This is a genomic window from Pseudoalteromonas ulvae UL12 (assembly GCF_014925405.1).
Taxonomy (GTDB): Bacteria; Pseudomonadota; Gammaproteobacteria; order Enterobacterales; family Alteromonadaceae; genus Pseudoalteromonas; species Pseudoalteromonas ulvae.
On the sequence record NZ_AQHJ01000024.1, the window covers coordinates 69,377 to 94,426 of the forward strand.

Here is a 25,050-nt window from a genome sequence, read left to right on the forward strand (position 1 = left end):
CAAGAGTCCATGCCTCGTCGTTTCACGTCTGTCATCTTTCGTTTTAAAGTCACTTAAGTGCCTTAAAACAAACCGATTATCATGCATACGTATGCATGCCTTTTACAGAAAAAAGTGGATAACGTATGCTTTTGCCATCAAATGCGAGTCAGTGCGCTCGTTTACTAAAAACAACAAGTAGACCTATTAGGTTTTGGAGAGTCCATGGCCAAGCTCGAATGGTGGCAAGGTGCCGTTATTTATCAAATCTACCCACGTAGCTTTCAAGATTCAAATCAAGATGGAATTGGCGATATCCCTGGGATCATTGCTCGCCTTGATTACATCAAAAGCTTGGCGGTCGATGCAATTTGGATTTCGCCTTTTTTCAAATCTCCAATGAAAGACTTTGGGTATGACATCAGTGACTATCGTGATATTGACCCACTGTTTGGCACATTAGCAGACTTTGATGAGTTGATTGCACAAGCCCATAAGCGCGACATCAAGATTATTATCGACCAAGTGCTGAGCCACACCTCTGATCAACATGCTTGGTTTAGCGAAAGCCGCGAAAACACTTCTAATGATAAAGCAGACTGGTATGTCTGGGCCGATGCAAAAGACGATGGCACAGCACCTAATAATTGGTTATCTATTTTTGGTGGGCCAGCTTGGCAGTGGGAACCACGTCGCAAGCAATATTACTTGCATAACTTTTTAACCGAACAACCGGATCTGAATTTCCATAATCCAGAGGTGCGCCAAGCTGTCCTCGACAATGTTGAGTTTTGGCTCAAACGCGGCGTAGATGGATTTAGACTGGATGCAATTAATTTTTGTTATCACGATGCCGAGTTGCGAGATAATCCAGCAAAACCAGTTGATAAACGCCAAGGCCGTGGCTTTAGCGAAGATAACCCTTACGCATTTCAGTACCATTATTACAACAATACGCAGCCCGAAAATCTGGTATTTATGAAAGCGATCAGAGCCTTGCTCGACCAATACCCAGGCACAGTGTCACTCGGTGAAATTTCATCTGAAGATTCTTTAGCGACTATGGCCGAATACACCCAAGGTGGCGATAAACTGCATATGGGTTACAGCTTTGAATTACTCACTAGCGATTACAGTGCGCGTTATATTCGAGAAACAGTCCAAGGGCTCGAATCTCAAATGACCGAAGGCTGGCCATGTTGGGCCTTTAGCAACCACGATGTCACACGTGTAGCTAGTCGTTGGGCGCAAGCGTCAGGCCAAAGCAACCAACAAGTGAAAATGCTCACGGCATTACTGGCCTCATTGCGTGGCAGCGTCTGCATGTATCAAGGCGAAGAGCTTGGCTTAACAGAAGCCGACGTCGCTTTTGAAGATCTCCAAGATCCGTACGGTATTACTTTTTGGCCTAATTTCAAGGGCCGCGATGGTTGCCGTACGCCTCATCCATGGGATGAATCATTGGAGCATGCAGGTTTTTCCACTAATAAACCTTGGCTCCCTATTGCTGACGCGCATCAAAAACAGGCGGTCAGTCAACAAGAAGCCGATCAGACATCTTGCCTCAATGCATACAGAGAATTTTTAAACTGGCGTAAACATTCCCCTGCTTTGCAAGTGGGTGATATTACCTTTATAGAAACTGCCGAGCCAGTACTGGCTTTTTGGCGAAGCTATCAAGAGGAAACCGTGCTGTGCTGCTTTAACTTAGGCAACCACAGCGCCTCAATGCCCCTTGATGACACACATTTGACTGAGCTGGCGCAAATAAGCCATCACAGTGGCCAAGTTGTTGATCAGCAGCTGAACCTGCCCGCGTTTGGTTGCTTTTTTGCAAAAAAACACAGCTGATTTTTATTGCTGGTGATTTCCCTTGAACAAAACGCGCTATTTAGCGCGTTTTTTTCGTTACTAACCTGAGTGTTGGGTGATCACTAGGCGGTGAGTTTAAATTGCCGTGTCACTTGTTTTAAATCCCCTGCTAAGTTGTTCAATTCCAAGCTAGCCGCCGAAACCTGATCGGCACCCGCAGCATTATCAACAGCCGCTTGATTAATAGACACCATGCTTTGATTCACTTCTTCAGCTGTGACTGATTGCTGCTCAGCTGCAGATGCAATCTGTTGGGCGTTTTGGGCGATATCTTGAATTTCATTTAAACTGCGTTCAATCGCTTTGCCGGTCGTACGGGCTGAATCTATGGTAGTGTGCGCGATATTTGTTGACTGACTCATCACCTTCACCGCTTCTTCTGTGCCTTGTTGCAGTTGCGCAATCATCACTTCAATATCACGGGTCGATTGCTGGGTTTTTTGTGCCAATTGTCGTACTTCATCAGCCACCACCGCAAAACCACGCCCTTGCTCACCTGCACGCGCCGCTTCAATCGCTGCATTAAGCGCAAGTAAGTTAGTTTGTTCAGCAATGCTCTGTATGACTTCAAGCACTCCGCCTATTTGTTGTGAATGGCTAGCCACTTCCTTAATAACATCAGTGGCGTTTGAAACACCGTTGCATAGGCGTTCAATATCGGTAATGGTTGCTATTAAAGCACTATTTGCATCTTCTGAAGTATATTGCGCGCTTTGGGTCAATTCCGCCACATTACGGGCATTAACAGCCACCGCTTCAATGGTCATCGCCATCTCATGCATGGCGGACGATACGCTCGCGATATTGGCATGCTGTTCTTGCAAGCTTGAATTAGCTTGCGCGCTCGCGGCACTGGTTTGCGCCGCAGTTGATGAAAGTTGGCCAGTAGAATCGACGATGGTTGTCAGCACTTGTTGTAGATGTCGATTCATTTGGATCATGGCCTGATATACGCCGGTCACGGGTTCCTCTTGTTCAAACTGGCTCGATAAATCACCCGATGCAATACGTTCACTGATTGTTTGCATAAATTGCGGCTCGCCACCCAGTGGACGTAAAATCGACTTGGCCATCAACACTGTTACCACAAAAACACCTGTAATAGTGATCACAACAATGAGTTTGATAATCCACGCTAATCGGTTTACAGGCGCAAATGCTTCAGCTTCATCAATTTCAGCGAGTAATACCCAGCGTAACCCCTTGACGTCAATGGGAGTAAAAGCCGATAAAACTGGATTACCGTTATAATCGATAATAATCTCGGTGGCTGAGATACCCGTCAGCGCAAGCTTGACCGCTTGAGTCTCCACGCCATTATTTTTAATATCACCGGCGAAACTGGCAACAACAGAGTGGCCGATGGGATCTAAGTAAGAATCCGAGCGCATGCGTAAATCTTCACCCACCAGATACGTTTCGCCTGTTTGCCCCATGCCATCTCGTTGTTGCATTAACAAGTTGATCCGCTCAATCGACAACTGCAGCGCCACAACAGCAATCAATCGCCCTTGCTGTAACACTGGCATACCAATAAACGCAGCCGGTTCGTTATTACTCGGTGCATAAGGACTGAAATCTTCAATCACATATTGCCGCGTTTGTACCACTTTATTAAACAACGACGCCAAACCTGAGCGCTTGTATGGCCCAGTGATCAAATTGGTATTAAAATCCGCTTCTTTAGTGACGGTATAACTGACATCCCCTTCAGGCGAAATGATAAAAAAATCGTAATAACCATGTTCATCAATAAAACGGTTAAAAAATGCATCGTAGCGTTCGCCAAGTGAAAAAGCCGACAAATCAGAGTTGTATTTAACCAAGTTTTGCCAAGTTTGACTCATAGTAACCATATCAGCCTTGCTTTTAGCGAAATAATTTTCGACTTGCTGTTTTTTTATTGCTTTGACTGATGTCAGCTGATTATAGGCTTGTGTTTCAAGTGACTCACTGGCAATGAACAACGAAACAATAGCAATCAACGCGGCGGGGAGAACCCCCAAAGAAAGGAAAGAAATCAATAGTTTATTTTTTAAACGCATCCATATTTACTCAAATCCCCAAAGATGCGCTAAAGTACCCGAAATTCCCCCGCAGTTAAATAGGAATTAATCTTGTTAATGTTTCTAAAAATGAACAAATAAACAACAGCCTAATAATAGTGATATTGTAACATACTGATTATTAGTAAAAACAGAACAATAAGGCTAAGTGTTAACACATAGCCTTATGCAAAAATGAACTAGATAATACATTTACAATATAAAAACTGCTTATTTAAACTGCAAAACTTTTCACTGAGCGTTCAGTTTAAAAGTCGCAGTCAACTGCTTAAGTGTCGCAGCCAATTGATTAAGCTCATTACTGGCACTGGACACTTGCTCGGCACCCGCGGCATTTTCAATCGCTACTTGATGAATTGACACCATACTCTGATTAATCTCTTCCGACGTTGCTGTTTGCTGATGGACTGCTGCTGCAATTTGCTCAGCTTGCGCACTGATTTCTGTCACTTCTTGTAACGTGTGATTAATAGAGATAGCGCTGTCATTAATGACCGCAGCTGATGAGCGAGTGAACTCTTTCATCCCGTCCATGGCGTTGACAGCGTTTGCTGTGCCAGTTTGTAGCCGAGCAATCATGTGTTCTGTTTTACCAATTGACTGCTGCGTTTGATGGGCAAGTTGGCGTACCTCGTCGGCAACAACCGCAAAGCCCCGACCATGCTCGCCAGCTCTGGCTGCTTCTATGGCCGCATTCAGCGCTAATAAATTCGTTTGTTCTGCAATGGTATTAATCACTTCGAGTACGCTGCTGATCTCTCGCGAATAGCCATCAACTTCGGTGATTAGCTGCTCAGTGCTACCAACTTCTTGGCTCAGTTTTGTCATGATCTGTTGGCTTTTGCTTAAACTCGTATCTGCATTTTGTGTAGTTGTTAATGCAGTTGTGGTTAAGTCAGCGACATTACGTGCACTTTGTGCCACATCTTCAATCGACATCGTCATTTCATGCATCGCAGTACTGACATTTTCAATATTAAGGTTTTGTTCTTGTAAGCTGTGGTTCGCCTGTAAGCTAACCGTTTTTGTTTGCTCTGCGGTTGCCGATAACTGCCCCGTTGAATCAATCACGGATCCCATCACACTATGTAAGTGCGCGGTCATCTTTTTCATTGCAGCCATTACACCCGATGCTGCGTGATCGGAAAAACAAAGGGATAAATCACCATCAGCTATGCGTTCACTGAGCGCCTGCATCTCTTTGGGCTCTCCACCCAGAGGCGTTAAGATCGAGCGTGAAACAAAATAAGTAACAATCAAAATCGCCACAATCGCAATCAACACCACAAATTTAATAATCCAACGTAAGGTTTTAACTGGTGCAAATGCTTCTGCTTCGTCAATTTCAGCTAAGAGTACCCATTTAAAACGATCAAACTCAATAGGAGCATAAGCAGAGAGAACCGGGTTGCCATTGTAATCTATCACAATCTGAGTATTTGATATTCCCAATAAACCTTTTCGTACCGCTTGGGTATCAACACCGTTATTAGCTACATTACCTGCAAAACTGGCCTTCACTGAATGGCCGATAGGATCAAGGAATGAATCAGAACGCATCAGCAAATCATCACCCACTAAGTAAGTTTCACCTGTTTCTCCCATGCCTTCGCGCTGCTGCATCACAGCATTAATCTTATCAATCGATAATTGCAGCGCTAATACCATCTGTAATTGACCCTGTTTATAAACAGGCAAACCAATAAATGCTGCTGGCTCATCATTACTTGGTGCATAACGAGCAAAGTCTTCAATTGAAAATTGACCACGAGACTTCACCTGTAAAAACAAGTCAGCTAAACCGGATTGTCTGTACAACCCATTGATTAAATTAGTTCGATAATCACTTTCTTTAGCGACGGTGTACACTATGTCACCGGCAGGGTTAATGACAAATAAATCATAATAACCTTGCTGCTCAATAAAGTGTTGATAAAAGGCGTGATGATTGTGAGCCTGCTCGCTTAAAGAGGAGCGTCCGTTATCAATTGCGAGCCAAGTGTTTTTGACAATATTAAGATCGGCCTCAGCTTGGACAAAATATTGTTCGATTTGTGCCTTTTTAATATGTTTGATGGATGTCAGCTTGTTATATGCTTGCTGCTCTAGCGCATTGCTCGCCATTACCAATGACACCACAGCAATAATCGCTGCCGGTATCATTCCCAACAACAAAAATGATAACAATAATTTTTTCTTTAACCGCATTAACAAGTCCTACCCAGTGCAAATTTTGCGCGAAACTACAGGGTTCCGACGACAATTAAAAGCCTAAAAAACGAGCAATTGTGTAGATTTGTAAATGAGAAAAATGTGTATTAACAGCCTTTTTGATAAGTGACTGTTGCACAATAGAAATGGTACTAAGGTTGTATCCAATAAAATACAACCTTATACTTTTAGATTATAAAAGTGCAAATTTTAGTATAAATAGACTAGTTAAAATCCAAACACTCATACTAATGTCGTGACGTTTACCGCATAACAATTTAACCGCTGTGTACGCGATAAACCCAAGGGAAATTCCATGAGCAATTGAAAATGTCAGCGGGGTCATTAATAACACAGTGCAAACTGGCACGGCTTCGGTCATATCATCCCAATCGATAAGCTTGAGGTTTTGCAACATGAGTACCGCGACATACAAAATAGCGCCAGCTGTCGCATAAGGCGGCACCATCGCAGCTAAAGGGGCAAAAAATAACATCATTAAAAAACAACATCCGACTACAACCGCAGTTAAGCCCGTTCTGCCTCCTACAGAGACCCCTGCCACCGACTCAATGTACGAGGTCGTTGTGGATGTGCCAAGGGTGGCGCCCGCAATGGTGGCGGTGCTATCGGCACTCAGCGCTCGGCCTAAGCGTGGAATGTGGCCATTGTGATCACTGATCCCCGCTTTTTGAGACACCGCAACTAAAGTGCCAGATGTATCAAATAAATCGACAAACAAAAAAGCAAAAATAACACTGAGCATCGAAAGCTCTAATGCAGCGGCAAAATCGAGTTGCATGAATGTTGGCGCTAATGATGGCGGTGTATCCACTAAACCATTGTATTGAACTAGCCCGAGCCCAAGCGCAATAGCAGTGACGAGTAAAATACTCAGTAACACACCACTTTTGATGTCGCGGTACAACAACGCAGCAATAAAGAAAAAGCTCACAATGGCGAGTAATGGCCCAGCTTGTGTAATATCCCCAAGCTGCACTAAAGTAGCAGGACTTGCGACGATAATACCGGCATTTTTAAGTGCAATCAGTGCTAAAAATGCGCCAATTCCCGTCGCGATCGCCAGTTTTAGTACATTGGGAATGGCATTAATGATCCACTCTCTGACTTTAAATAAACTCAGTAATAAAAATAAACAGCCCGAAAAAAACACCGCTGCCAAGGCTGCTTGCCAAGTGTGTCCCATACCAAGCACGACACCATAGGTAAAAAATGCATTAAGCCCCATTCCCGGTGCCAGCGCCAATGGATAATTAGCCCAAAATCCCATAATAAAACAGCCTATTGCCGCAGCAATACACGTCGCCGCAAACGCAGCCCCTTGATCGATACCCGCCTCTGCGAGCATCGCAGGGTTTACAAATACGATGTACACCATAGTGACAAATGTAGTGATCCCAGCAATGACTTCAGTGCGCACATTCGAGCCGAGTTCACGGATTTTAAACAATTTTTCAAGCAACATAATTTATTTTTCGAAGGGGTAATTGGCAAAAGATACTACAAGGTAAGCACCCGCTCAGCAATAACACACGGCCACAAAAAAGCCTCAATCCTGAGGCTTTTTATAAATGACTGGAAATCAGTACAGCTTAAGCATCATAACCCTTGGGATTATTACTTTGCCAATGCCATGCATCACGCATCATGTCATCTAAGGTTTGCTCTGCTTGCCATTTCAGCAAAGTTTTGGCTTTTTGCGGATCAGCGTAGCAAGTTGCAATATCACCAGGGCGGCGCTCTGAAATCACATACGGCACTTTAATGTTATTAACCGATTCAAACGAGTTAACGATATCTAATACTGAATAACCAATACCTGTGCCTAAGTTTATAGGCTCAAAGCCCGTTTGCGAATCCAATAAGTGAAGCGCACGAATATGACCGAGCGCTAAATCCACCACGTGAATGTAATCACGAACGCCAGTGCCATCGTGGGTATCGTAATCGCCACCAAACACCGACAGTGTGTCACGAATTCCCAGTGCGGTTTGCGTCACATAAGGCAATAAGTTATTAGGAATACCGTTTGGCATTTCACCAATTAAGCCTGACTTATGCGCCCCTACAGGGTTAAAGTAGCGTAGCGCCACCACAGACCACTCGGCATCGCTGACACACACATCACCGAGCATTTGTTCGATTTGAAGTTTGTTGGCACCATACGGGTTGGTGGTGCGAAGCGCACATTGCTCATCGATGGGTAAACGCTCAGGGGAGCCATACACAGTGGCCGACGAACTAAAAATAATTTTTTTCACGCCAGCTTTATTCATCGCTTCGAGTAAACGTAAACTGCCACAGACATTGTTATCGTAATAACTTAACGGTAACGCCACTGATTCACCCACTGCTTTTAAGCCTGCAAAATGGATCACTGCAGAAATATCGTGAGCTGCAAACACCGCATCAAGGGCTTTGCTATCGCGAATATCTCCTTTTACAAACTCAGGCTGTTTACCTGTGATAGTTTCGATGCGGTTTAACACCGCTAAATTTGAATTTGATAAGTTATCAAACACCACCACATCGTGGCCTAAGTTTAATAACTCAACCACAGTATGGCTGCCGATATATCCGTTACCGCCAGTGACTAAAATTGCCATAAAAAACTCCTTATGATTGGCGTGGTTAATTCTGGTTATTTTGTAAAAACTGACGCGATATTATCACGCGCGGCAGTATTTTTTGTACAGCCAAGATTCTTTTTGTGCTTTATATTCTTTATCAAACTTAAGCTGGCTACAGACTAAATTTTTCCGCCCTACTGCCACAGCATAAACTAGCACCGCTTTTAAAATTTTAGGCTGCTTTGCTGCTACAGCAAAGTGTTCAAAAAATAACGGCGCGCGAGAAGGCTCAATAGTCCCCCAGTTTGTGAGCATTATTTCTAACACTCCTTGAGTGACAGCATGCTCAAAAGGGCCAACTAACAGCGCTTGGTCTATGTATGACCAGGTTTCTTGATTTAAGCCCTGCTCGGCATTGTTCAAATACGCTAAATCAATCCAAGGGATCGGCCAGCTTGCCCGCTGTTGCGTCGAGGCTAAATATAAAGCTTTCACCTCGTCGATGCGAGCGCGCTCAACAAAACCATCATTAATGCCCCACAGAACAATCCGACCTTGCATGTGCAAATAATGAGGATGAGTGGGATCATACGCCACCGCTTTGGCAATCGCATCATACGCCGATTCATAATCAGCTTGAGTTTGAATTGAGCCTTTTTTAGTCCACTCATCGAGTTCATAGCTGGCGCTAAAATACCAAACGTTCGCCATGCCCCAACTAAAGGCAAACACCATAGTTGATAAGGTGGCGAGCATTAAAAAAGCTATCACTATTTTGTTTTTCATTATTGCGCTCAGCAAATTAGGTTAAGGATTAATAAACATTGAGCGGGTGATATTATACGGATTGGTGTAAAAAAGCTGCTCGGCCACCTCTTCACCCATTAATTCGACGACTTTAGCTCGCGCTTCGCGAAGCACAGGCGGACGACGATGTAAATTATGACCGTCTGATGCCACCACGTTAATGATGCCATCACGCAAAAACTGCTCAGACAACTGCTGACATGTCTCACCAAACTGCCCCGTCAAGGACGCGCCAGTTAACTGAAACCAACAACCCAGTCGTTGCAATGTTTTAATCCGATGAGGTTGTTTTTGAATATCGCGATTACGCTCAGGGTGAGCAATGAGTGGCGTAATGTTGTGACTACGGAGCCATTTAATTAAATTTTCACAGCCGGTTGGTACATGGCTATGAGGTAGTTCTAACAATAAAAACTGTTGGCCTTCAAACTCACCTAATAAAGGTAAGCGTTTTTTTTCGATGAGGGGCAACATGTCTGCATCGATTCTCACTTCAGCAGCCACCGATAAATCAATATCAATGCCCGCTTCAAATGCAGCATGCTTAAGGGCAAAAAACTCTGTCCAAATCGCCTCTTTACTGTTTTCAAATCGGCCAAAATGAATGTGCGGCGTAATGACCATACGTGTTGTACCGTCATTCGCCGCCATGCGCAGTAAAGACAAGGCATCAGCCATGTCTTTTGCGCCATCATCAATGCCAGGAATTAAATGGCAATGAATATCTATCATGCAGATTTTTTGACCTCGACCATAGTTTCATGCTCACTGCCATAGCTGTAATAATCATAGTAACCTTGATAAGCACCATTTTTACCTGCTTTTTTGGTATCCACTTGGTTCAGTAAAATACCGGCAAGTTTTGCATTCGCCGCCAACAAACGACCAACGCCATTTTGAACAAGACCCATGCGGGTTGAGTCCGCTTTAACCACGTAAATCATCGCATCAGCTTGGCGAGAAATCACTAACGCATCGCTCACAGCTTGTGTCGGTGCCGTATCGATAATAATTCGGTCAAAACGCCCTTTTAAGGCATCAATCAGTTTTTCAAAACGCGAAGAAGACAACAGCTCTAGTGGATTAGTCGGTAACTGACCACACGGCATAATCGTGAGGCCTGAACGATCATCTGTGAACATACAGTCTTCGACTTTTTCAGTGCCCGCAATCACGTTTGATAAACCAGGGTGATACGCAGGAATACCAAAACGCTTACAAATGCTCGGTTTGCGCATATCCGCATCAATTAATAGCACTTTTTCCATTTGCCCAAGGGAGAACGCCAAGTTAGTAGATGTGGTGGTTTTACCTTCGCCCGGTACTGACGAAGTAACCGCAACAACTTTACTGTTTTTATCCATTTGGCTTAGCACTAAGCTGGTTCTAAACGTTCGCACTGCTTCTGAGAACTGACGGGCTTCTTTTTCGAAGAAATAATGAATATTAAGATTGGTGCCTTTTTTGTGTTCAACTTTAGGCAGTAAACCTAGCATACGTTGTGCGAGTTTATTCTCGATATCCGCCGATGATTTCACCGTATCATTGAGGGCTTCAATCACAAACGCAACAACAACCCCTAAACCTAAAGTGGCAATAAACACCAACGCAACAATCAAGCCTTTTTTCGGCTTAACTGGCTCAATTGGCGCATACGCACGGTCAGTAAAGCGGGCGACGGCGGCATTAAAGTCGCTGGTGACTTCGGTTTCTTTAGAGCGCGACAAAAAGGTATCGTAAATTTGACGATTGGTATCGACTTCACGCTTAAGTTTGCGGTATTCGCTTTCTTTGGCGGTCACGCGTTGGTATTCAGTACGAATACGTACCAGCTCTTTTTCAAGTGCAGCAACGTTACCTTGCGCCGTTTTGACTTCTTTTTCGATACCTGTGACCAAGGCTCTGACTTGTTGGCTAAGATTGGCCTTCACTGTGCGCAGCTCTGAGGTTGCAGCAATCATTTTTGGGTGTTTAGGCCCATATACTTCAGCCAGTTCAGAGACTTTTCGCTCAGACGTAACCACTTCTTTTTTCACGTCTTGGATCACTTTATGTGAAGTGATTTCAGGAATGGTCTCTAAGCGCTCTAAATTGTTACGACCATATTCGTTAATCACACGCATAATGCTTTCGAGCTTGTTTTTATCATTACGCGTTTTCACTAGCTGCTCTGATGTTTGCTCAAGCTCTTGAGTGGTTAAGCCCACAACACCTGCCACATCTATCAGGTTTTCTTGTTCGCGGTAGGCTTGTAATTTTGCTTCTGAGATATCTAAGCGCTCACGTAAACCCGATAAACGCTCGTTCAACCAACCCGCCGCTTTTTGGGTAATGCCCATTTTAGCGGTGAGGTTTTGCTCGATGTACACTTCACCCACTGTATTGGCAACTAGTGCGGCAAGTTTTGGGTCTTCGGCCTCAAAGCTAATATTCACCAGCTGCGTTTTGCGCACAGGGCTAATTGAAAGCTGCTCAGTAAAGGCTTTCACTAGCAGCTGCATTTCTTGCTCTGCCAGCTCTTGTGGTGTCAAACCTGACGTGTCTTTTTTTGGCAAAAATGGTAAGGCACTTTTTAACGAATCTTTAAATGCTGCCATGCCTGAAGGAGGTTTATTAAACTCTGGGTGCTCATCCAAATTAAGGCGCTCAATCACTTTTTGCGCAATGCTTTTTGACTTTAAAATTTCAAATTGCGTTAAATAGTATTCTTGGCGGCTCGAATCGAGGCCATACACTTCTTGAAAGTTAACCGCTTTAGCTTGCTCTGCTTCGATAATCAGTGTGGCTGTTGAGCTATAAATTGGGGTCATTTTAAAGGCGATAATCGCACTAAAAATAGCCGCAAACAGGGCTAAGCCTAAAATACGCCATTTATACTTATTAACAATGTTAAAGTATTGCCTTAAGTCAATCACTTCTTCGGTTTGTGGCTGTTCTGTCGTAACTGGTTCCATGTGTTTCACTTAAAAAATTAACCCCGTTTAAAAGAATCGTTGTTCAATAGTGATGGTATCACCGGCAGACACATTCGACCCTAGCGTAGCTTGCAGCTGCTGGGCTTTGTTGCCTTCTTTGAACAAGAATATTTTTTCTCTTGATGCACGTTCGGTTAATCCACCGGCCAGCGCAACCGCTTGGTTAATGGTCATACCCGGCTGATACGGATACCCACCTGGGTTTTTGACTTCGCCATGAATATAAAACGGGCGGTATTCAACCACTTGTGCGTACACATTCGGATTAATTAAATAATCCCCTTTTAAACCTTGTTGAATTACTTGTTCAACTTGTTTAGTGCTTAGGCCACTGATGCTCACTTCACCCAAAAATGGGTAATTGATTTTGCCACTGTTACCTAATAAGGCTTCGACGGCTAAGTCATCTTGACCGAATACTTTTATCTCTATTTTATCGCCAGGCCCTAAAATGTATGCATCCTGCGCAAAAGCTTTGGGCAGGATGCAAACTAACATTAGTGCCAAGCTAACTACTAGCTTGTTCACGAAACTTCCTTACATTGAGAACGTAAAATTAACACCTACTAAGCTCTTGTCGAAATAGATGTTATCACGTGTCGAATTTTTATCAGTAATATCAACATACACAGACACATCCACCCAACGTTGTAATACATAGTTGGCTTGTGCACTAAGCGTAGTGGTGTCGTCTTTACGGCTCACACCGCTGTAGTCTTCTTTAACATAAGACGCGCTAACAGAGGTATCTAAACGTGTGGCCCATTCGTGGTTCCACGCAATTGAGTGCACGCTCTCGTTGATGTAACTGCCTTCAACATTTGGATCGCGTGCAGCACGAGTCGTACTGAAATCAAACGAAGTGTACGTAAGTGGCTGCCATGTTACACCTGCATCCCAGCTTAAACCACTGAAGTTTTCACGGTTACTGGCTTCAAAATCTTTATTTTGGTAACCCAGTTTAATGTTACCTGTTGTCAGTGCGGTTGCTTCCCATTTGATACCCACTAATGCACGATAGTCGTCAGAGCTACGGGTTGATTGCTGTGGCTCTATGTGGTCGTAACGGATAGCATCTTTGTTGACTTCGACAAATACATCAGTCGCTGCGCCTGTGTTGTACGAGAACGTCGTACCAAATAAGAATGAATCATAATTACGGTATTTGGTGTTGTTTTCGAAGTTTGTGTACTCTTTGTTGTAGTACTTAGCATCAAACGCCATTTTTGCATTGGTGCTCAGCGCGCCAAACTCATAAGTACCAGCAATCACTTGGTCGCGATAAGTAAGCGGCTCATTGATTGAATCCCCTAAACCTTCAGTAATACCCGTACCACGAGCTTCCGTTGTCCAGTTTGCTGTTGCATTAAAATCAAAACGGCTCATTGAAGAAGGCTCTAAATGCACATCAAAACCAATAAAACCATCAAGGTAGTTATCATCAGAGCTTGAAAAAAACGTACCTGAATTTAAGCCTACATCAACACTGTACGAGTTGATGCCATCGTCCAATAAAAAGTTAACACTTGGATCAATGGTTAAAATCGTGCTGCCTTCTTCGTCTTGCGACTGGCTAAAAATGTTATTGTCATACTTCAAACCTGTTTGAAGTAACGGTGTAATTAAAATACCACTTTCCGTGTTAATACCTGCAGGCTCAAGTGCGTGCGCGCAGTTAAAAATCGATCCAGCAATGAAGGTTGCTAAAAGGGATTTTTTCATTTTTGCTATTTCCTTTAAATTAATAGGCATTTTTGCCAGTGAAACCTTTAAAAATTGTTAAAAAGATAATTTTCAAATCGAACCACAACGACCAATGTTTTATATACTGCAGGTCAAATTCGATGCGTTTTTCCATCTTTTCGAGGGTATCTGTTTCGCCGCGCCAGCCGCTAATTTGTGCCCAACCGGTAATGCCGGGCTTCACTTTGTGACGGAGCATATAGAATTCTACTTTTTGGCGATATTCTTCGTTGTGTGACACCGCATGAGGACGCGGGCCAACAATCGACATATCACCCAAAATTACGTTAATAAACTGCGGCAGTTCATCTAAACTGGTACGGCGTAAAAAACCACCTAGTGGCGTAATACGGCTGTCGTTTTTGGTCGCTTGGGTGACAACATCGGAGTTTTCCATCACGGTCATCGAGCGAAACTTCCACACTTTAATTTTTTCACCATGTAAGCCATAACGCGCTTGTTTGAAAAACACCGGTCCTTTGGAGGTTGCTTTGATTGCGATAGAAATGGCAACTAAAATCGGCGAAATCAACAATAAAATAAGGCCACCGATAATAATATCTTCAGTACGTTTTATGAGTTCTCGGGCACCATTAAAGGGAGATTCAAACACACTGAGAGTATCGATGTCACCCACATGATCGATGCGGGCATGAATTAAGCTAGACAGTAAAAAATCAGGCACAAAGTGAACATCGACCGTAGTATCGCCAAGGCGCGATAAAATATCGGCAATGCGTTTTTCGGCTTTAAAAGGCAGTGCAATAAACAGCACATCGATTTCGCCACGGCGAGCTTTATTGACCGCTTCGTTAATTGACCCTGCCACATGCAAGTGCATGTCTTCAAAAAGGCGCTCTGGTTGACGGTCTTCAAAAAAGCCGATGCACTCATAACCTAACTCGTCATGAGCAATAATTTCTTTAAAAACGTTTGCACCAGATTCAGTGGCACCAATCACAGCCACCCGCTGCATACTTAAACCAAGCTTACGACGATTCACTTTGTATAAGCGACTCATTAAACGCCAAGCAAAAATACCCGCAAAGGCATTCGCAAACCAGAGCGTTAATACAACTCGGGATAACTGCTCAGAAAACTTAAACGCAAAAGCAAACACTAACAGCGCTAAAAACGAGCAAATCAAACTGCCCCAGGCAAATAACACCATGTGACGAAACTTGCCTGCGCGCCACGAACGGTATAAATCAAACGCTTCACCCAGATACGAAAACGCCAGCAGCACAACAAGTAATACGGTTAAGTAAACACGATTAAGCTCAACACCATAAAAAGCGGCAGCGGCTGTTAAAGAAAACGTAATAATAGAGATGTCAAAAATACGATAAAGCACCGAATTTGACTTACTACTGGATTTAAACACTTTAGCGCGATTCAAAAAATCTCTCCCTGATAGACTAAATTTGCATTCATTGCAAACGGCTATTCATGTGATCAAAAAAACAGGCGCCATTATAAGCGCTGCTAGGTTAAAGTTAAATGACTTTTTAACGCTAAAGTATTAGAAATTTTCATATTCATTCTAAAGGATGGTATTTTTAGCGCCAATTAATATAAAAGCACGCCATAATTGAGTTTTATTTAACAATTGACACACAGCTTGCTTCAAAATTTTGCCTACCATACGTAAATAATCAGCAGCTATAAATTACAGCAGATTACACATCGCCTTTACTGCAAGTAATTGATAACCCTAAAACAGACTATCAGAGTACTGATAAATAGGAACAAACCTTAGCTCAGCGTTAAAAAAACAAGCCGCCAGCTTAGAGTAGAAAAATTAGAAGACGCACACTGATTTTGCTTCACCAGTGTGCGTGTAGAACTGTTGCTGACTGTTTTTAAAAAGTCGCAACTTTGGCCAACACATTAGTGACTATTTCTTTTGCTTTCTCTGTGGTCGATGCTTGGGCATAACACCGAAGTTCAGGGGCATTGCCTGAGGGACGCAAATGAATCACATCATTACTTTCTAGCGTTATTCTTAAGCCATCAGTGGTATTAACCGCTTGTATCACAGTGCCTTCATAGCCCAGCTTATCAAGCAATGCACTCGGGTCTGCTTGACCGTCAGCAATTATTTGCTGACTTTTTGCTGTAGCAAAGTTTGTAATACGGTCACTATAAGTAAAGCACGTTGGCAGCTTGGCAACGTGCTGGCTTATCGGAGTGGTTGCAGCTAAAAGCAACAGCATTAAAGCAGGTAAAACCGCGTCACGGGTCGGCAATGCATGCAATGTTTGGCCGTCTATGACTAAATCAGAGCCTAATAAAAAACCACCATTCGCTTCAAAGCCTGCAACCGATGAATATTGCTGTTTTAACGCTTCAAATTCGGCGATTACATAAGGTGAGCCTATTCGTGTGCGTGTAACTGTTTCAAAGTTATCTGACAACTCAATGGCTGAGTTACAACTGACAGGTACAGCTAACGCTTCAATATTAAGCTGTTTAGCACAAAGCAGCCCTAAAATATCACCGCGTAACCATTCACCATGTTCGTCGGCCATAAGCGGCCTGTCGCCATCACCATCGGTCGAAAAAATAGCATCAAACTGGTACTCGTTTGACCACGCTTTGGCTTTTTGTTTATCGGCTTCGCTGACCGCTTCGGTATCAATAGGGACAAATTGATCGCTGCGTTCTAAACAGATCACCTCAGCACCGAGTTCTTTAAATAAGTCTGCGTATAAATCGCGACCCGAACTTGAATGCTCATAAATGCCAATACGCTTGCCTTCAAGCCACGGACGATCAAATAACGATGTGTATCGTGCAACATAACGTAAACCAGCCGTTATATCTGTTTTTAGTGACGTTAATTCAGATAACGATTCAAATTGCGCTGAAACAGATAAAATTGCTTGCTCGTCTGCTTTAGAAATTTCACCATCGGGGCGATAAAACTTTAAACCATTACGATCAAATGGAATGTGGCTACCAGTGACCATAATACACGGAATATTATCTTGCATAGCTGCAAATGCGAGCGCAGGTGTTGGCAGCACACCATAATATACAGGCTCAATGCCAGCTTGTAATAATGCAGTGGCGCATGCTTGAGCCATTTGTTGACTGCTAGGTCTATTATCAATCGCAATTGCCAACTGTTTAAAGTCAAACTGTTGCTTCATGACATTTAAAAAAGCATGAGTAAATGCAGCGCACACATCTGAGGTAAAGTCGCTGACTAGCCCACGAGCACCACTGGTACCAAATGCAACACCACTTGTCGCTAACACATTGTTTGTTAATAACATACTTAATCCCTGAGCGTTATAGCTATTTCGAACAGATCAACCTCGATCCGATTAAATATTTTTTAATACAAAAGAGCACCCTTAGGTGCTCAACACGTCTGCGACCAAACAAGGCCGCCCACTTTTTTACGCGGTTAGTTATTCACGACCATAACGATCTTCAAAACGCACGATATCATCTTCGCCTAAATACGAACCCGATTGCACTTCAATCAACTCAAGGTCAACCTTGCCAGGGTTCTCAAGTGCATGCACCGCAGTGATAGGGATATACACAGACTCGTTTTCTGTTAGATATTGCTCTTGGCCATCTAAATGAACCTTGGCAGTACCCGACACCACAATCCAGTGCTCTGCACGGTGGTGATGCATTTGTACCGACAGCTTCGCACCTGGTTTTACGGTAATGCGTTTAACCTGAAAACGCTCACCGTTATCAACCGAGTCGTATTTACCCCAAGGGCGATACACTTCACGATGAAAGGTCACTTCAGAACGCTTATCAGCTTTAAGCTGATTAACAATCTCTTTAACCTGCTGCGATTTATCTTTATGCGCCACTAACACCGCATCTTTGGTGTTAATAATCACTAAGTCTTCAACGCCCACGGTAGCAACTAGCTTGTCTTCGCCAAAGACTAAAGTGTTTTTAGTATCAACCGCTTTGACATCACCTTTAAAAGCATTGCCGTTTGCGTCTTGCGCTGACACTTGCCATAAAGCAGCAAAACCGCCAACATCATTCCAATCTGCATCTAAGGGGATCACCACCACATCCGCGCTTTCTTTGGCACTTTCTTTAGCGCTTGCTTTTGCACACAGCGGTTCCATCACAGCGTAATCAATCGAGTCGTCTGGGCAGGCTTCAAACGCCGCTTTATCAACCCGTACAAAGTCTAAGTCTTGATTTTGTATTGCCATGGCTTGCACACAGGCCTGATAAATATCAGGTCGGTGGGTGTTTAACTCGGCTAAATAGCGGCTGGCTTTAAACATAAACATGCCGCTGTTCCAATAATATTGGCCTGACTCAACATACGCTTGCGCTGTGGCTAAATCGGGCTTTTCGACAAACTGATCGACCACAAACGCCTGATTAAGGGTATTATTGCCACTCGTGTTCGTGCAGTTATCACTACTGAGCCCTTCACCGCGTTTAATGTAGCCATAACCTGTTTCTGGGCTGTTGGCGACAATACCAAAGGTTACGAACTTATCGCTTTGTGCAATACTTGCTGCATGTTCAACTGCCTGAGTAAATGCAACGTTATCATTAATGACATGATCGGCAGCCAGCACCAGCAAAAGCGGATCATCACCCTGCTCAACCGCTTTAAGTGCCGCAAGGGCAATGGCAGGCGCAGTATTACGCCCAACGGGCTCTAAAAATATGCCTGAATGTGCTGCACCCAACTGGCGCACTTGTTCAGCAGCAATAAAGCGATGTTCTTCATTACAAATTAACATAGGCGGCGCGTGGTCAAGGCCATTGAGACGAGTAATAGTTTGCTGCAGCATTGTCTCGTTACTTTCACCAAGTGCTAAAAATTGTTTCGGGTAATTCCCGCGTGATAAAGGCCATAAACGCGTGCCTGAGCCGCCAGCCATAATGACAGGTAAAATCATCTAAAATATTCCTTTATACAAATAGGGATAATACGTAAGCCATCAACTAAATAACGCTTAGCTAAACGCCGAGGGCTTTGCAAAAGTCTAAATAACCATTCACAATGAATTTTCTGAATGAACAGCGGCGCCCTTTTTTCTTCGCCCGCTAAAAATAATAGCGAGGCACCAATACATAGATAACAACCATTCACATTTTCATTTCGCAGCCTTGCAGCCACTATCTCTTGTTTGGGGCTACCGACAGCTAAAAATATGATGTCTGCATCTGCTGATTTACAAAGGTCAATACACTTTTGTAATTCAGCTTCATCAGTATGAAAGCCCATTGGAGGATTATAATGTGGGATATTATGAATCTGATATTTAGCTTTAATTTTAGTTATTACTGATTCTTCACCGCCAATTACTGCTACTTTTACTCCCTTATATTCGGTCGCTATCTTATCAAATAAAAATGCAGTTAAGTCACTACCTGGGATCAGGCTATTAATAGGCTTACGAATTAATTTCGATAGAAATTTAAGGATCCTAGAATCATTAACAAATATATCAGCCGCTAGGTATATATCTCTAAAATTTGCATCTTTATTTAAGCGAACAATATGATCAACATTAGGGGTAACAATAATTTTTTTATTAAATTTATTTTTAAGAATTTCACTGGTGAAACTGTGTATTTCAAATTTAGAAAAAGCTACATCAAAAACATTTGTAAAACTCATAAATCACTTTACCTTATTGTAAATTTTAATATATTGGCTAAACATAGCATTGCCACTATATTTTTCCTGATAAAACTTAAATGCGGTAGGTATAACAGATTTTTTATCTTCATAATTACTAATAACATCTGCCATGATTGTGGTTAATTCATTAGAGTTATCAGCTTCAAAAAAATAACCATGCTTGCCATTTACAAATAACTCTCTCATCCCACCAACATTAGAAGCCAAGACCAACTTTTTGTTGGCGAAAGCTTCTAAAGGTTTTAAACCTGCAACCTTATTAGTTATAAGCAAGTTTTTTCTTGGTAACAAAATCGCATCAATATTATTGTAAACCGCAGCCATATCTTCAAAATCAACTCTGCCTTTTAAAATAATATAATCAACCAAGTCATTATCAATTATAAGCTTTTTAATAGGTTCAAATTCACTTCCTGAACCATATATAAATACTTTAAAATTACTTATATCATATTCATCTATTAACTTTCGAGCCGCAGGGATAATACCATCAAGGCCCTCATAGTAAGCTAAACTTCCGACATATCCAAAATGAAATACATCGCCAACTGCTTTATTTACGACACCATCAATCTCAACAACAGAATTATATATAACTGAATTTTCATTTTTAAGGTCATTTAAATTATAATGCTCTTTAATACCTGCAGAAACAAATACAACCCCTTTAGAAAGTCTTGCCGTATACTCTTCTAATTTCTTTACTATTTTACGTTGAAAGTTAATTAGAAATTTACCTCGTAAATCTTCTTCCCAAGTTGAGCGCATTTCATAAACAACAGGTATACGGTTCATAAATCCAACTATAAGACCTGTGATACCAACGAAAAAAGTCGCATGTGCATGTATTATATCTGGCCTTTCATCCTTACAAATTTGGTTGGCTCTTGATATAAAAGTAAAAATTAATAATAGCCTAGAAATTCTTTCTAAAAATGTTCTTTCATGTTTAGTTTTATCAGCATTTATTGTACTGGTTCTATAATATTTAATTCCTTTATAATCTTCAATTTTAGATCCTTTCAAAGATTCTTTTTGAAAAGGCGCACTAATAGCAAATACTTCTAAACCATTTTCTTTTTGACAAGCCAAGATATTGTTAAGTCTGGAAACTGAACCACAAACATCTGGCCATGATTGACGAACTAAATGACATATTTTCACTTTTTACCTCTAATAATATTAAGTGTGAAAAAAAACATAAATAATAAAGGAACAAATAAATATGCAGGCTTGGGGATTCCACGATGTAAGTAATGAATATAATATATCAACAATAAAAGACTAAACAACTTAAAGGAATAGTTATTATATCCCTTACTTAACCGCCCGATAAAGCCAACAGTGAAAGACGATAAAAAAACAACTAGAATTGCAGGGAAATATCCAAACTCTATAATTAACGCCCCCAAAGCTCCAGGCGTTAAACCCACTCCACTATACTCAGAAAATAAATGAGCAATTACTTTACCACCAGCCATATCATAATTTGGTAGTATAGTTAGAAAATCAGATAAAAAAAGTGGGTAACTTGGTGGTATACCATTTTCAATTAACGTTTGTGATATAGTTATACTCTCGCGTAAAGAGAAATGAATAAATGCAAAAATCTCACCTAGATGCTCTGCCTCATAATTAATTAAGGCATCACTAGCCAGTGTTAGATCAGGGTTTACTATTCTCCTATAAACTGCCAACCCACCCAAAACAAGAGCGCCAAGTGAAGCGATAATAAATATTTTTGTTACTGTAATTCGCCCTGGTTTTTCATAAGTAGCATAGAAAATTAAAAAACAACATATTAAAATCCACCCCCTATAACCAGGAAGACTAAGCAGAATAAAACATAAAATCGTTAAATTTAAATAAAATCTCGATAGTTTAGCATTCTGATTTTTTAGTGCCAAATAGTTATTCAAACAAAAAATAAATGTTACAAAAAACATTTCCAGAAAGAAATACGCTTTAGGCGATACTAATGTGAATTTATCAGATTGTATTAAGGGAATACCTGTTGGTAGCATTATTAATAAACCAATAAACCCAGGAATTGAAGATAATATTATTAACTTAAAGTTTATTATACCATTAGCTTCAACCTTCCTCTTTATCCAATCCAAGTTCATTGACGTAGAGAGCCCTGATCCTAATTTGTAGGAAATAAACATTAATAACATAAAAGAAGTTATATGAAAATACATCCACTCTGTAACCTCCCCCCTATAACCACTTATATTGGCAGAACCAATAATGAAATAGAATGATATTAATGTATAAAAAAAGAAATCCAAAGATATGCCAACTTTCTTAATTTTTGAAAATTCGAAATAGGAATATACTACACCTAAAGAAAAGAGAAGAATGTAATTTGATGAGTTAAACAAGTACAAAAAAAAAGAAAAAAGGACGAACAAAAAAAGTCTTAAAATAATATTATCCAAATTTATAATCACGATACATTATACCTTAGTTATCTTTTCTTTATAAATTTTGCAGGAACACCACCAACGATAGTATAGGGTTCCACATTTGAAGTAACTACAGACCCAGCAGCGACTATAGCGCCCGCACCAATTTTTACTCCCGGTAATATTGTGACCCTTGATGCAATCCATACATTATTTTCTATTATAACTTTATGCTTGTCATAACCTTGCTCATTGATTAGTTTTTCATGAGATAAAAAAATATGATTTTGTGAGTATATAATTACCTCTGGACCGATTAATACATTATCACCGATTTCAATTTCACCAGCAGCGTTAATTAGCGAACGTCTATTTATTGAAACGTTATAGCCAACCTTAAATAAGCTTGGGTGATCAATATGAGCCCCTTCCCACAACATAAATTTACCACCACATTTAATAGGAAGAAATAACCTTCTAATTAAGCAACCAATATTACCAGGTATAACTGACAATAAAGTCATAAACCAAAGTTGTAACTCATATTTCATATTGAACCTTTCACAGCTGAAAAATATAAAGACAATCTTATTAACCAAATAAACAATACGATTGAAATAAAATTAAATAATGTAATATCAAAGAAGAGCACAATCGTTGTAAATAATGCTAATAAACTCCATGCATTTGCCTTTAATATATTAACGAAATCACCTACAGCACCTAACGCAGATGACACATATGAGTAAAGAACTCTAATAACGGCCATAATAAGCAAGAGAAATATAATATTCGATTGACCACTTAAATTTATATTGTAATAACCATGTGGGTAAAAATAAATAAATAAATTCACCAATAAAAAAATAAAAAAAGACAACAATAGTGATATTTTAAATAATAACACGAAATTGATTTTGAAACTTTCATAGTTAAAATATTTCTTGAAATCAACCAATGATTTAAAACCAATATAATTAGCAAAAATTAATGATGTAGATAAAAAAATATTTACTAAATAAAAGTAAGCTGCAACTTCTTTTTCATCAAAGAATTTAGGTAGTAACAACTTATCTACATTGGTAAATAAAGTCAGAACAACTGTTGATATAAAAAATGCAAATGTAAGTTTTTTAAAATCTACTTTCTTGTTTAAATAAGTTACAGTAATTTTTGATTTCTTAAAAAGCGAAAAAGATAGTACAAAGCTAATTAAAAGTGAAATAATGTAAAAAAGCTTCAAACCTTCTTCTGTAAAACCCCCAAAGTAAAACTCATATAGTAATATATAGGTCAAACTTACTTTCCAGAAAACACTAACTAATTGAGAAGATCTAAAACAACTACCTAACCTTAATAAGTTATAAAACAACATATTCAAAGATGATAATAGTGATAGAAAAAATATATAAATAAAATTATCCCAGCCAAAGAAAGTTAAACTTAAAATGATACTTATAAACAAGGATCCGAAAAGTAGAAATATTATAAGATATTTTCTTAACGCCTTTGGGAAAGCTAACAACTTAACATCAACATAAGAAACTCTAATGAGCACTTGCTCAAAACCTAAAAGGCCTAAAGAAAATGATATACTGACTACCAAAATCAGCATATTGTTAAATATATATAGAGAGTCCGAAACTAAACCATAGAGGATAAAGTTCACTAAAAATAAAGCACCAGCGCCAAAAAGCATATATATGAGAGATATATGCTTTTCTATTATCTTAAAATTTAGAAACAATTACACAATCCCACGCGTATCGATAATCACTTTTTTCGCAAACTGGCTTTTATCGGCCGCTTTAAACTGCTTGTGGTCAACTAACACCACGATCACATTGGCTTTTTCAAGCGCGGTGTCGAGTGTCACTAACTCAACGTTACTGTCTTGCATTTTGGCTGGAAGTGCTTGAATGTTTGGCTCGACCGCTAAAATCTCACCTATGTTTGAGCCTGCCAGCTCTTGCACTATTTGCAGTGCTGGGCTTTCGCGCAAGTCATCAATGTCGGCTTTAAAGGCCAAACCTAAACAGGCGATGACAGGTTTTTTAAATTGGTCGGCCGCTTGGGTGATTTGGTCAATCACGTAGTAAGGTTTGGCATCGTTAGTTAAACGTGCTTGACGAATTATTTTTGCTTCGTCTGGGCAGCTATCCACAATAAACCATGGGTCAACAGCAATACAATGACCGCCTACACCTGGGCCTGGGTTTAAAATGTTCACTCGTGGGTGGCGATTAGCCAGTTTAACGAGTTCCCACACGTTGATTTTTAGCTTGTCACAAATCACTGATAGTTCATTGGCAAAAGCAATGTTGACATCACGGAATGAGTTTTCGGTGAGTTTGGCCATTTCTGCGGTGCGGGCATTTGTCACAATACACTCGCCGCGGACAAATGTTTCGTACAGTTCAACGGCTTTGGCGCTACACGCTTTGCTCATGCCACCAATGACACGGTCGTTTGAGACCAGCTCTTGTAGTACATAACCCGGTAATACGCGCTCAGGGCAATGGGCGACTTTAATGTCGGCAGCATCACCTTGGTCTTGCGGAAAGCTTAAATCAGGGCGTGCTGCACTCAACCATTTGGCCAGTTGCTCGGTGGCACCTACCGGTGAAGTACTCTCTAAAATCACTAAGTTGCCTTTTTCGAGTACCGGCGCGATGGCATTAGCAGCTGATTCAATATAGCTAAGGTCGGCTTTGTGCTCGCCTGAATCACTGTGAATAAAGG

General features: G+C 41.1%; 18 protein-coding genes and 1 pseudogene. 1 reads left to right on the top strand and 18 read right to left on the bottom strand.

Features of this window, described 5'->3' with window-relative positions:
* Positions 1 to 204 precede the first annotated feature (204 nt).
* A complete protein-coding gene (locus tag PULV_RS07235; RefSeq protein WP_193331315.1) occupies positions 205 to 1,830 on the top strand; it encodes an alpha-glucosidase family protein in 1,626 nt (541 codons plus the stop codon).
* Positions 1,831 to 1,913: 83 nt separating this feature from the next.
* Here PULV_RS07235 and PULV_RS07240 read toward each other — a convergent pair whose 3' ends face one another.
* From PULV_RS07240 to wecC, 18 genes and pseudogenes are all read right to left on the bottom strand, one after another.
* Complete coding sequence (locus tag PULV_RS07240) at positions 1,914 to 3,896, bottom strand: methyl-accepting chemotaxis protein (RefSeq protein ID WP_193331316.1); 1,983 nt, start codon at positions 3,894 to 3,896, stop codon at positions 1,914 to 1,916.
* A gap of 252 nt (positions 3,897 to 4,148) precedes the next feature.
* Positions 4,149 to 6,125, bottom strand: coding sequence for a methyl-accepting chemotaxis protein (locus PULV_RS07245; RefSeq protein WP_193331317.1), 1,977 nt, complete (start codon positions 6,123 to 6,125; stop codon positions 4,149 to 4,151).
* A gap of 196 nt (positions 6,126 to 6,321) precedes the next feature.
* Positions 6,322 to 7,611, bottom strand: coding sequence for an NCS2 family permease (locus PULV_RS07250; RefSeq protein ID WP_176365137.1), 1,290 nt, complete (start codon positions 7,609 to 7,611; stop codon positions 6,322 to 6,324).
* 130 nt (positions 7,612 to 7,741) lie between these two features.
* Positions 7,742 to 8,755 carry a UDP-glucose 4-epimerase GalE gene (galE, locus tag PULV_RS07255; protein ID WP_193331318.1) on the bottom strand — a complete coding sequence of 338 codons (1,014 nt, stop codon included), beginning with the start codon at positions 8,753 to 8,755 and terminating at the stop codon, positions 7,742 to 7,744.
* Between the two features lie 63 nt (positions 8,756 to 8,818).
* Positions 8,819 to 9,505, bottom strand: coding sequence for a VpsP family polysaccharide biosynthesis protein (locus tag PULV_RS07260; RefSeq protein ID WP_193331319.1), 687 nt, complete (start codon positions 9,503 to 9,505; stop codon positions 8,819 to 8,821).
* 21 nt (positions 9,506 to 9,526) lie between these two features.
* Positions 9,527 to 10,258 (bottom strand): tyrosine-protein phosphatase, encoded by a 732-nt coding sequence (locus tag PULV_RS07265; protein ID WP_193331320.1) that lies wholly within the window; start codon positions 10,256 to 10,258, stop codon positions 9,527 to 9,529.
* The gene (locus tag PULV_RS07270; protein WP_193331321.1) at positions 10,255 to 12,480 is read right to left on the bottom strand and encodes a GumC family protein; all 2,226 of its coding nucleotides are present in this window, start codon (positions 12,478 to 12,480) and stop codon (positions 10,255 to 10,257) included. The genes PULV_RS07265 and PULV_RS07270 overlap by 4 nt, the downstream gene beginning before the upstream one ends.
* 27 nt (positions 12,481 to 12,507) lie before the next feature.
* Entirely contained in the window at positions 12,508 to 12,999 is a 492-nt protein-coding gene (locus tag PULV_RS07275) for a polysaccharide biosynthesis/export family protein (protein WP_193331333.1), read from the bottom strand.
* 39 nt (positions 13,000 to 13,038) lie between these two features.
* Positions 13,039 to 14,223, bottom strand: a complete 1,185-nt coding sequence (locus PULV_RS07280; RefSeq protein ID WP_227009372.1) for an outer membrane beta-barrel protein — start codon at positions 14,221 to 14,223, stop codon at positions 13,039 to 13,041.
* A gap of 19 nt (positions 14,224 to 14,242) precedes the next feature.
* Complete coding sequence (locus PULV_RS07285) at positions 14,243 to 15,643, bottom strand: undecaprenyl-phosphate glucose phosphotransferase (protein WP_193331323.1); 1,401 nt, start codon at positions 15,641 to 15,643, stop codon at positions 14,243 to 14,245.
* 463 nt (positions 15,644 to 16,106) lie between these two features.
* Complete coding sequence (locus PULV_RS07290; RefSeq protein ID WP_193331324.1) at positions 16,107 to 17,525, bottom strand: phosphomannomutase; 1,419 nt, start codon at positions 17,523 to 17,525, stop codon at positions 16,107 to 16,109.
* A gap of 138 nt (positions 17,526 to 17,663) precedes the next feature.
* Positions 17,664 to 19,151, bottom strand: a complete 1,488-nt coding sequence (locus PULV_RS07295; RefSeq protein WP_193331325.1) for a mannose-1-phosphate guanylyltransferase/mannose-6-phosphate isomerase — start codon at positions 19,149 to 19,151, stop codon at positions 17,664 to 17,666.
* The gene (locus PULV_RS07300; protein ID WP_193331326.1) at positions 19,148 to 19,876 is read right to left on the bottom strand and encodes a WecB/TagA/CpsF family glycosyltransferase; all 729 of its coding nucleotides are present in this window, start codon (positions 19,874 to 19,876) and stop codon (positions 19,148 to 19,150) included. The genes PULV_RS07295 and PULV_RS07300 overlap by 4 nt, the downstream gene beginning before the upstream one ends.
* A gap of 3 nt (positions 19,877 to 19,879) precedes the next feature.
* Positions 19,880 to 21,064, bottom strand: coding sequence for a glycosyltransferase family 4 protein (locus PULV_RS07305; protein ID WP_193331327.1), 1,185 nt, complete (start codon positions 21,062 to 21,064; stop codon positions 19,880 to 19,882).
* Entirely contained in the window at positions 21,061 to 22,026 is a 966-nt protein-coding gene (locus PULV_RS07310; RefSeq protein ID WP_193331328.1) for a hypothetical protein, read from the bottom strand. Before PULV_RS07310 ends, PULV_RS07305 begins: the two co-directional genes overlap by 4 nt.
* A gap of 347 nt (positions 22,027 to 22,373) precedes the next feature.
* Positions 22,374 to 22,523: pseudogene (locus tag PULV_RS22145) on the bottom strand (hypothetical protein); the annotation flags it as partial.
* Between the two features lie 332 nt (positions 22,524 to 22,855).
* Positions 22,856 to 24,055 carry a hypothetical protein gene (locus tag PULV_RS07320; protein WP_193331330.1) on the bottom strand — a complete coding sequence of 400 codons (1,200 nt, stop codon included), beginning with the start codon at positions 24,053 to 24,055 and terminating at the stop codon, positions 22,856 to 22,858.
* Positions 24,056 to 25,050: UDP-N-acetyl-D-mannosamine dehydrogenase (gene wecC, locus PULV_RS07325; RefSeq protein WP_193331331.1), on the bottom strand; the 995-nt coding region annotated here is incomplete at its 5' end.

Coding starts and splice junctions, on each gene's coding strand:
- PULV_RS07235 (WP_193331315.1), top strand. CDS start 205: ATGGCCAAGCTCGAATGGTGGCAAGGTGCCGTTATTTATCAAATCTAC.
- PULV_RS07240 (WP_193331316.1), bottom strand. CDS start 3,896: ATGCGTTTAAAAAATAAACTATTGATTTCTTTCCTTTCTTTGGGGGTT.
- PULV_RS07245 (WP_193331317.1), bottom strand. CDS start 6,125: ATGCGGTTAAAGAAAAAATTATTGTTATCATTTTTGTTGTTGGGAATG.
- galE (WP_193331318.1), bottom strand. CDS start 8,755: ATGGCAATTTTAGTCACTGGCGGTAACGGATATATCGGCAGCCATACT.
- PULV_RS07260 (WP_193331319.1), bottom strand. CDS start 9,505: ATGAAAAACAAAATAGTGATAGCTTTTTTAATGCTCGCCACCTTATCA.
- PULV_RS07265 (WP_193331320.1), bottom strand. CDS start 10,258: ATGATAGATATTCATTGCCATTTAATTCCTGGCATTGATGATGGCGCA.
- PULV_RS07270 (WP_193331321.1), bottom strand. CDS start 12,480: ATGGAACCAGTTACGACAGAACAGCCACAAACCGAAGAAGTGATTGAC.
- PULV_RS07275 (WP_193331333.1), bottom strand. CDS start 12,999: ATGTTAGTTTGCATCCTGCCCAAAGCTTTTGCGCAGGATGCATACATT.
- PULV_RS07280 (WP_227009372.1), bottom strand. CDS start 14,223: ATGAAAAAATCCCTTTTAGCAACCTTCATTGCTGGATCGATTTTTAAC.
- PULV_RS07290 (WP_193331324.1), bottom strand. CDS start 17,525: ATGTTATTAACAAACAATGTGTTAGCGACAAGTGGTGTTGCATTTGGT.
- PULV_RS07295 (WP_193331325.1), bottom strand. CDS start 19,151: ATGATTTTACCTGTCATTATGGCTGGCGGCTCAGGCACGCGTTTATGG.
- PULV_RS07300 (WP_193331326.1), bottom strand. CDS start 19,876: ATGAGTTTTACAAATGTTTTTGATGTAGCTTTTTCTAAATTTGAAATA.
- PULV_RS07310 (WP_193331328.1), bottom strand. CDS start 22,026: ATGAACTTGGATTGGATAAAGAGGAAGGTTGAAGCTAATGGTATAATA.